Annotated in this window: 7 protein-coding genes; all 7 read left to right on the top strand. The window is 64.5% G+C overall.

All coding sequences use genetic code 11. From position 1 onward, the window contains the following. A partial coding sequence (locus AB0I38_RS39730; protein ID WP_358495722.1) for an integrase core domain-containing protein occupies window positions 1–300 on the top strand: 300 nt, incomplete at its 5' end. Window positions 301–428: 128 nt separating this feature from the next. After that, on the top strand, window positions 429–998 hold the full coding sequence (locus AB0I38_RS39735) for a hypothetical protein (RefSeq protein WP_358495726.1): 570 nt from the start codon (window positions 429–431) through the stop codon (window positions 996–998). Beyond that, a complete protein-coding gene (locus AB0I38_RS39740) occupies window positions 998–2,725 on the top strand; it encodes a VirB4 family type IV secretion system protein (protein WP_358495729.1) in 1,728 nt (575 codons plus the stop codon). Before AB0I38_RS39735 ends, AB0I38_RS39740 begins: the two co-directional genes overlap by 1 nt. After that, complete coding sequence (locus AB0I38_RS39745) at window positions 2,722–5,076, top strand: helicase HerA domain-containing protein (RefSeq protein ID WP_358495734.1); 2,355 nt, start codon at window positions 2,722–2,724, stop codon at window positions 5,074–5,076. The genes AB0I38_RS39740 and AB0I38_RS39745 overlap by 4 nt, the downstream gene beginning before the upstream one ends. Next, complete coding sequence (locus AB0I38_RS39750; protein ID WP_358495741.1) at window positions 5,073–5,924, top strand: replication-relaxation family protein; 852 nt, start codon at window positions 5,073–5,075, stop codon at window positions 5,922–5,924. Before AB0I38_RS39745 ends, AB0I38_RS39750 begins: the two co-directional genes overlap by 4 nt. A gap of 55 nt (window positions 5,925–5,979) precedes the next feature. Beyond that, window positions 5,980–6,588: a C40 family peptidase gene (locus tag AB0I38_RS39755; protein WP_358495744.1), complete on the top strand. Its 609-nt coding sequence runs from the start codon at window positions 5,980–5,982 to the stop codon at window positions 6,586–6,588. 422 nt (window positions 6,589–7,010) lie between these two features. Continuing rightward, entirely contained in the window at window positions 7,011–9,668 is a 2,658-nt protein-coding gene (locus AB0I38_RS39760) for a TrlF family AAA-like ATPase (protein ID WP_358495750.1), read from the top strand. Window positions 9,669–10,010: the final 342 nt, after the last annotated feature.

The following is a 10,010-nucleotide window of genomic DNA, read 5'->3' on the forward strand; positions in this document are numbered from 1 at the left end:
CACGGGGCCCAGTACACCTCGGCCGAGTTCGCAGGAGTCTGCGCCGAGCTCGGCGTGCGCCAATCCATGGGAGCCGTCGGGTCCAGCGCCGACAACGCCGCCGCGGAGGCCTTCAACGCCAGCCTCAAACGCGAGACGCTGCAGGGCGCCAAGCGCTGGTCCTCGGCGCGGGAGGCCCGCCTGGCCGTCTTCAAGTGGATTACCCGCTACAACACTCGAAGGAGACATTCCACCCTCGGCTACCTCAGCCCTGATGACTACGAGCAGCAGAGTGTCGATAGGGTGCTGCTCGCCGCATAACCACCGGTGTCCACACTTCAGGGCGAGCCCCCGCCGGCGTACCCGAGCCGCCGGCCTGGTGTCGAGTACGAGGCCGCCTGCCCGGGAGGTTGCGCCTCCCGGTTCGGGCGATCCGCGAGGACGGTGTCATGGAGCTGGCCGAAGGCGGAACCGCCGCAGTCGTCCGAGCCGGGACCGTGGCGTTCGGGCTACGGACCGGCGAGGAGCAAGCGGCGCTGGTGGGGGTGTTCGCCGGGTGGCTGAACTCCCTGGACGCACCCGTGCAGATCCTCCTGCAGGCACGCCCGGTCGACCTGTCCGACCTCGCCGACCGGATCACCGACACCGCCGAACACCTGGCCGATCCAGCGCTCGAACAGGCAGCCCACCAGCACGCCGACTTCCTCACCGAACTCAGCGCCACCCGGGATTTGCTGACCCGCGATGTCCTCGTCGTGGTCCGCCACCAGGACATCGAGCAGCCGTCGGGGTGGAGGCGCGGGACTCGGCGCGCGGCGCGCCGGAACAGCTCGGCGGTCATCGTGACCCGCCGCGCGGAGGAGACCGTCCGCTCCCTGCACGCCCTTGGCGTCCATGCCTCCGTCATGGGCGCCGACGACACTCGCGAGCTGCTGGTGCGGTCACTGTCGCCGCGTCGCGCGGAACCGGTCGGGATCGCCCGCCCCGATGAGCCGATCTCTCGTGGACAGGACGTCTGATGAAGTTCACTCGACTCTCCGACGACACCGCGGAACTCGCCAAGACCGCCGCCGCCTTGCCCGGCCCTTCATCGTTGAAGATCAATGCTCGCTCGGTCGATTTCCCCGACGGAGTCTGCGCATCGTTCACCATCGCCGGATACCCGCGCGAGGTCGGTGCCGGCTGGCTCGAACCGCTGATCGGCTACCCCGGCCACCTCGACGTGTCCCTGCACATCGAGCCCGTGCCGCCGCTGATCGCCGCTCAGCGTCTGCGCCGCCAGCTCGCCCGCCTGGAGTCGGCCTCCGGGAACGGCCGAGCACCGGACTTCGGGACCGAGGCGGCGGCCAACGACGCCGCGGAGCTGGCCGCCTCCCTTGCCCGTGGCCACGGTCGTCTCTTCCGCGTCGGCCTCTATCTCACCGTCCACGCTGCGGACTCCGAAGAGCTGGACGCAGAGGTCCAGCACGTCAAGACGCTGGCAGCCTCGCTGCTACTCGACGCACACCCGACGACCTTCCGTGCCATGCAGGGGTGGACAGCCACGCTCCCGTTCGGTGCCGACACGCTGAAGACGCGCCGGACCTTCGATACTTCGGCGCTCGCGGCGGCATTCCCCTTCGCGTCGCCTGACCTACGGCCTCGGCTCGGTGAGACGCCAGTCTTGTACGGGCTGAACGCCTACTCCTCTGGCGTCGTGCTGTGGGACCGGTTCGCTCACGACAACTACAACTCCGTGACGATCGCCCGATCAGGGGCGGGCAAGTCGTACTTCACCAAGCTCGAAGTGCTGCGACTGCTGTTCCATCAGGTCGAGGTGTGCGTCGTCGACCCCGAAGACGAGTACCGCCGCCTGTCGGGCGCCGTCGGAGGAACCATTCTCGGCCTCGGCGCGCCTGGCGTGTGCTTCAACCCCTTCGACCTGCCCGACGCAGCCGAAGATGACGCGCTCGACCGACGCGCGATGTTCCTCCAGACCCTCATCGCGACCATGCTCGGCGAACCGCTCAGCGCCGCGACGAAAGCCGTGCTGGACAAGGCCGTGATCGCCACTTATGCCGCCCACGGCATCACCGCCGACCAGCGCACCTGGAAGCGTCCCGCACCACTGCTCGCCGACCTGGCGACGATGCTGGAGGCCACCGACGCGCCCGAGGCGTCCCAGCTGGCCGCGCGGCTCGTCCCGTACGTGTCCGGTTCCTATCGCAGCCTGTTCTCCGGCCCGACCACCACCCGCCCGGACGGCCACCTGATCGTGTTCTCCCTGCGGGACCTGCCCGAGGAGACCCGCCCGGTCGGGATGCTCCTGGCGCTCGACGCGATCTGGCGTCGCGTGTCCAACCCCGCCGACCGGCGCCGCCGCCTGGTCGTGGTCGACGAGGCGTGGACGCTCATGCGCGAGAACGAGGGCGCGAGGTTCCTCTACCGGCTCGCCAAGTCCGCCCGCAAGCACTGGGCCGGCCTCGCCGTCGTGACCCAAGACGCCGCCGACCTCCTCAGCTCCGACCTCGGCAGAGCCGTCGTCGCCAACGCCAGCACCCAGATCCTCCTGCGTCAGGCCCCGCAGGCCATCGACGAGATCGCCGATCCCTTCAACCTCACCGAAGGCGAACGCCTCTTCCTGCTGTCGGCCGGCCAGGGCGAAGGCCTGGTCTGCGCCGGCACCGGAGACCGCGCGGCCTTCTCCGCCGTCGCCAGCACGTCCGAGCACACCCTCGCAACCACCGACCCCGGCGACCAGTCGTGATCTCGTCCCTTCCCGACCCGGCCCTCGGTGGAGCCGTGATCGGCAGCGTCGTCGCCTTCGCCGCAGCCCGAGCCGCCTTGTGGCGGTGGCGCAATGCCCGCTTCGCGCGAAACGCTCGACTGGTCGAGATCGCGGTCCCGCCGCAGGTCGAGCCCGGCAGTGCAGCCGCCTGGTGGTCCCAGATCATGGGGCTGACCGCACCGCGCTGGAAGCGCGCCCTGTTCGGCCAACCTCACCTGTCCTGGGAGTACGTGGCCGACACCTCCAGCGTCCGCGTCCAGGTCTGGGTACCAGGTCTCGTCCCGCCTGGGCTGGTCGAGAAGGCGATCCGGTCAGCCTGGCCCGGCGCGACCGTGACCACTCGTCCGGCCGAACCGCCTGCACCGCGCGGGGCCAGGACGTCCCGAGGCCGGATGACTCTGGCCCGCCCGGACCACTACCCGCTCACGACAACGCACGGAGGCGACCCGCTGCGAGCGCTGCTCGGCGCGCTGTCGGGGTTGCGTCCAGGCGAACACGCCGCCGTCCAGATTCTGGTCCGCCCGGTGACCGGGCGGCGGCTGTCAGCCGCTTACCGAGCCGCCTCAGCGTTGCGTAACGGCACGTCCGGCAGTCTCCGTTCCGAGCTGTTCGACCTGATCACACCCGGTGGCATGGGCCTTGCCAAGCCAGGCGAGCTGGCCAGGATGTTCCCCGAACGCGCCGAGGAGATCCGCGCCATCCTCGCCAAGGCGGGCCAGTCACGCTTCGCCGTCCAGATCTCCTACGCCATCACCAGCGACCGCACCGACGCCCGAGGCCGTCTTCGTGGACGAGCCCATGAGATCGCCGCCACGTTCGCGCTCTACGCCTCCGGCCACCAGTACCTGCGCCGCCTACGCGGCCTCGACCTCCCCGGCCGCATGCCCAACCGCCGTATGAACACCGGCTACCTCCTGGCCGTCAACGAGCTCGCCGCGATCGCCCATCTGCCCTACGACCAGGCGGCCCCCGGCATCACCCGCGCCGGAGCGCGCCCCATCCCGCCCTCTCCCGACGTCCCCACACATGGCCCGGACGTCCGGATCCTGGGCGACGCCGAAACCGGCCACCCGCGCCCTGTCGGCGTCACCGTGGCCTCCGCCCGCCAGCACCTGCACGTTCTCGGCCAGACCGGCGTCGGCAAGTCCACCTTCCTGGCCAACCTCATCCTCTCCGACGCCCGCGCCGGCCGAGGCGCCCTCGTCATCGACCCCAAAGGCGACCTCATCGACGACATCCTCGACCGACTCCCAGAACGGGCCGTCAACCGAACGGTCCTGTTCGATCCGGCCGAACCCGGCAGCCCACCTTGCTTCAACGTCCTGGCCGGACCCGACCCCGCATTCGCCGTCGACTCGATCGTCACGATCTTCCACCGCTGTTTCGCCTCGTCCTGGGGTCCGCGCCTGGACGACCTCATGCGCTCGGCCTGCCTCACCCTCGTCCGCGCCCAGGGCCACCGCGCCACCCTCGCGGAAATCCCCAAGCTCCTCACCGACACCCCTTTCCGCGCCCGGATCGTCGGCCGGCTCCACGACGAACTGCTGCAAGGCTTCTGGTCCGCCTACGACGAGCTGTCTCCGGCCGCCCGCTCCGCCGTGATCAGCCCCGTCATGAACAAACTCCGCGCCGTCCTGCTCCGCCCGTTCGTCCGCGACGCCCTCTCCGGCGGAGCCTCCACCTTCGACCTCGCCCACACCCTGGACACCGGCGGCCTGATCCTGGCCCGCCTCCCCAAGGGCGTCCTCGGTGAAGACGCCGCCCGCCTCTTCGGCTCCGTCCTCCTCGCTCACACCTGGCAGGCCATCACCCCACGTGTCCGCCTCCCGGAACACGAACGCCGAGACGCCGCCGCCTACATCGATGAGGCCCAGAACTTCCTCAACATGCCCATCGCCGTCAGCGACCTCCTGGCCGAGGCCCGCGCCTACCACTTCTCCCTCACCATCGCCCACCAACACCTGTCCCAGCTCCCCAAGGACCTCCGCGAAGCCGTCTCCGCCGACGCCCGTAACAAGGTCTACTTCACCGCCTCTCCGGAAGACGCCCACGACCTCGCCCGGCACGTCGGCCCTGTCCTCACCGCACACGACCTGTCCCACCTCGGCGCGTACCAAGCCGCCGGACGCGTCATGACCTCCAAGGGCGGCCAGTCCCCGGCTTTCACCCTCCGCACGCGCCCTCTCCCCGACCCGATCCCCGGCCGTCAGGACGCCGTACGAGCAGCCTCGCGTACTGCCTTCTCCCGTCCCGAAACCTCCACTTCAAGCAAGCCCAAGCTCCGAATCCCGACAGACCCGCGCCGAACAAACGAGGAGAGCACCCGATGACCCGACCGAACGCGCCCCGCCGTCAGCTCCCCTCCCGGCGCCAGCGCCCCCGCGTCACTCAGCCCCTCATCGCGGACCTCGCCGAACGCCTCACCCCACGAGACGCCGAGATCCTCGACGCCGTCTGGGAACACCGCGTCCTCACCACCGACCAACTCACCGCGATCTTCTTCCCCAGCGTCCATCGCGCCCGCCACCGCCTCCTGGACCTCCACGAACTGCGCGCCCTTGACCGCTTCCGCCCCTGGGCACCCACTGGAAGCCGCCCGTGGCACTGGATCCTCGGCACCACAGGAGCCCACCACCTTGCGGCCCAACGCGGCATCACCCCGGCCGAGCTCCGCTACCGCCCCGACTCCGCCAGCGCGATCGCGCTCTCGTCCCGCCTGAATCACCAGGTAGGCGTCAACGAGTTCTTCGCCCAGCTGCACGCCACCGCCCGCCACCGAGCCGACGGATCCGCAGTCGCCGAATGGTGGCCCGAACGCTGCTGCGCCGCCCTCTGGGGCGACCTCGCCCGCCCCGACGCCTACGGCCGCTGGACCGAACCCACCCCCACCGGCCAGCCCGACACGATCGACTTCTTCCTGGAACACGACACCGGCACCGAAACCCTCGCCCGTGTTCTGGCCAAACTCGAGGGCTACACCGCCCTCGCCGAAGCCACCGGCATCACGACCCCCGTCTTGTTCTGGCTCCCCAACCCCACCCGCGAAGCCAACCTCCGTAAGCTCCTGACCAGCAACGACGTCCCCACGGCCACCGCCGTACACACGCCCGCTACGTCCCCTGACGGCCCCGCCGGGCCCGTATGGCTACCAGCCGGATCAACGCCCGCCGCCGCCTGACGGCCCTACGGGACGCGTGGGGCCCCATCGCGCCCCGCCCCAACAGTGAGCCCACATGATAGCCATCGTCACCGCGACGGCGACCGGTGCATTCGTCCTGGTCGCCGTCATCCTCGGCGTCATCGCGACCGTGCTACCGGGCAACGGCATCTCGGCCCCGAACACTCTCTGCGCAACCAAGGTCCTGCACGTTGCCGAGCCCGACGCCACCGGGGTACGGCCTGCATGCACACCGATCAGGGTCACCGGAACAGGGCATGGCGCGACAGCGATAGCAGCAGCATCCCGCCGACTCGGTACCCCTTACTCATGGAGAGGCGGCGGACTCGACGGCCCCACCCGGGGAATCGGCTCGGGCACGAACATGGTCGGTTTCGACTGCTCCGGCCTCACCCGCTACGCCTGGCATCAAGCCGGGGTCGCCCTTCCACGCACCGCAGCCGAACAGTGGCACGCCCTTCCCCACATCCGACCCGGCTACCAGGCTCCCGGAGACCTCGTGTTCTTCCAGGGCTCCGGTGGCGGCCCCAACCACCCCGGACACGTCGGCCTCGTCCTCGACACAGACCGGATGATCGAGGCTCCCGGTACTGGCCTACAGGTCCGCGTCAGCCGGTACACCACCCGCCGGGACATCATCGGCTACGCCCGTCCAGGCATCTAAGCAGCCATCATTGGCTCGTCTCCGAATGAGGCCAAGCGCCGGCGAAGGTATACCTGGCGTGTCGAGCCGCATCACCCTGGTGGGTCGGGCAGAGGCTCGTGCAAGATCAACTCGTAGGACACAGGTATCACTCGCAGGGTGAACTCATGGACGCAGTGTTCCGGGTCGGGCCTGGGCAACGGTCCAGGCGAGGGCCACGCGGTTGGGAGGAGCGCAAGCCGAATCCGGCCACATTCCAGGACACTTCCACGCTAGATCGCCCACTTTGGGCCTTGCATCACTCGTTCGTCCAGCTTGACCGTGACCAAAGGGGCAAAGAAGCCTTGCGATACATATGCGACACCTGCGCATTCTGCCTCGCAAGGTAGCTTCTGCAATCTAAGATGCAGAAGTTACAAGCTAGCTCTCGGGAGGATGCCCCAATGATCGAGACTTGGACCGTTCTAAGCGAGGGGGCCTGTTGGCACCGCTGCGCCTTGCAAGTCAACCCGTTCACCTATCTCACTATTCATAACAAACTTCATCCGGAATTTCCGGATGAGGAAAGTTACAACGCTGCGCTGATTGCTTCTTTCAAAGCTAACAAGGTTGACGTGATAGCCATCACCGACCACTGGCGCGTTGATAGTGGCGAACAACTTCGACGACAGGCAGTGTCAGCTGGGATAGTTGTTTTTCCTGGATTTGAAGCCACCAGTAAAGAAGGTGTGCACTTGCTCGTCTTGTTCGACCCGAACGTGACAGCAGAACAAATCAACAGATGCATCGGCGAGTGTGGTATCAAAGCCGACTGTCAGGACTCGGCTCCGGGCCTGCTCGATATTGACAATCTTCTCGTTTGTGCCGAGCGCTGGAATGCAGTGATTATTGCACCTCACGTAACAACCGACGCCGGGTTGCTCGGCCAACTGAAAGGTCAGGCCCGTATCCAAGCTTGGACCAATCCTCGCCTCCATGCTGCGGGGCTGTCGGGAGGAAAGCCTTCTCAAGCACACGGAGATATTCTTAAAGGAAAGAACTCCGAGTATAAGAGGGCCACTCCAATTGCCCTTATAGATGCAGCTGACATCAATGGTCCAGGCGATGTAGAAAAATCAGGTTCGACGACTTGGATAAAGATGTCGAGCCTAACAGCAACAGGGCTCGACCTAGCATTCCGTACTCCCGCGACTCGCATCGAGAAGGGGCCACTGGCGGCCACAGACCACTCTGTAATCATCGGAATCGAGTGGACCGGCGGATTCCTTGACGGGGTGCGCCTTCGCCTCAATGAGTCACTAAATACTCTGATTGGCGGTCGCGGTTCAGGGAAGTCCACAGTAATCGAAAGTATTCGATACGCTCTCAACGTCGAGCCGCTCACCCCCAAGGCCATAGAAGAACATCGGTCAATGGTAAATGACGTCAACGTCTTGGGAAGCGGCACGCAAGTCAAACTGCTCATTAGTTGCCCGAAGCCGACTCCAGCATACTATGTTGTGGAGAGAAGCGTTCCCGGGGATCCCATCGTACGCACCATGGATGGTACGGAACTACAATCCACTCCGTTCGATCTGATCGGCAATATTGAAGCGTACGGCCAGCGAGAGCTTGCCGATCTTGCGCGCGATAAGAAGCAGCTAACGAGCATGATTGCCCGTTATATGCCTCAAGCCAGCGCGCACTTGGAACAGTTTGGCGAGCTTAGTTCAAAGCTCCAAGAATCGCGCAATAGTATACTGAACCTTCAGCGCGAACTTAAGTCCATTGATGAAAAACTCGGGCGATTGCCGATGTTGCAAGAGCGCCTCGAGAACTTTGAAAAAGCTGGAATTGCAGAACGACTCTCAAACCAGGAGAAGATCCAGCAAGAAGAGTCTCTCCTCGACCGAGCTATCAGTTCTATAAGTAAGATAGCTCGCAGTTCAAATGACTGGCCGGAAGCGCTCCCGATTGACAGCGCTTATCTAGAGATCGAAAGAAACGCTGAGCTGCCAAATGCGGTTCTCCTTCAGAAGGCTAAGTCGATCCTTGTCGACCTCAATACTTCCATGAGCACTTCAATCGCTGCCTTGATGTCCTCTCAGGAAAAGGCGAGAGAAGAGCTCGAAAGCATCAAAAGGGAGTGGAGTCAGGCAAGCCTTACTACCCGGTCGGAACTCAATGAAGCATTGCGCGCCCTGCAGCCTGCGGGGATAGACGGTAATGAATACCTCCGGCTTACTCGCGACGTGAGTAACCTTGAAGATCTCCGTCCGCGCTATCAAGAGCTAGCAACAAGTCTGGAGCGCTTGAAAGGCGAGCGCATTCAGCTGCTTGTTAAGGTTGAAGAGCTACAAAGAGACCGCTTGGACGATCTTAAGGCGGCAGCCAAGAAAATCGGTCGGAGACTAGCTGGCACAGTACGCGTAGAAGTCACCGAAGGCAGAGACCGAAGCCCTCTAATAAAGCTGGTTGGTAGCCATCTGAGCGGCAGGAAGGAAAAGATTCGGGCTGCTATCGAGTCTGCCGCCATTTTGTCAGTTCGGGATCTCGCCGATACATGCCGCAATGGGGCAGAAGAGATAATGAGTGCATACTCAGTCACTCGAATGCAAGCCGAGCTTCTTGCTAGCGCTGGCGAAGAGTTCTTCATGCTCATCGAGGAGACGGATCTTCCTGTAACTACTGAACTAGAGTTGAATTTGGGCACGAAAAGTGTGGAGAATTGGCGCGCACTTGATCGCCTATCCACTGGACAGAAAGCAACCGCCCTCTTGTTGATTCTCTTGCAAGAGAGCAGCACGCCGCTTATCATCGATCAACCGGAGGATGATCTCGATAACAGGTTCATCTACGACGAGATCGTTCCAAAGATTCGGGCATGCAAAATCAAGCGCCAACTTATCTTTGCTACACATAATGCTAACATTCCCGTGCTGGGTGATGCCGACCAGATTGTCACCCTCATGGCGTGGGATGTTGGAGGTCGAATTACTGGCAGTGTAAATCCTGGAGGGTGTGGATCAATCGACGATCAAGGGGTTCGGGAGATAGTAGAGGAACTACTTGAAGGAGGCAGGGAAGCGTTTGATAATCGCCGCTATCTCTATGGCTTCTAACAGATCAGCCTGCGGGTTTCGCCCTTCGAAAAGGTCTTTTCTCACCTGAAGGATATGTCGCTCGGAAGTAGATTCCGACAGGCGCCGTCCCGAGCCCTCGACGGCAACTATCGGGAGAATTGTGGGCCCGGCCATTGTGCGAGTACGACCGAAACATGCAGTACGGGTACACAGCTGCCGAACAGGAGCAGGGCCGATGCGTTCTCATGTTGTGAAACCGAGTAGCTGGAGTCCGTCGGCGGGGTGGCTGCGGTAGTGGTCGGTGGCTGCGGCGATGTTGGTCCAGCCGATCAGGCGGGCCAGGCCGATGGCCAGGTTGCGCAGGCCGGCCATGATGCGGGG

The sequence above is a fragment of the Nonomuraea cavernae genome, from assembly GCF_040655715.1.
Classification (GTDB): Bacteria; Actinomycetota; Actinomycetes; order Streptosporangiales; family Streptosporangiaceae; genus Nonomuraea; species Nonomuraea cavernae_A.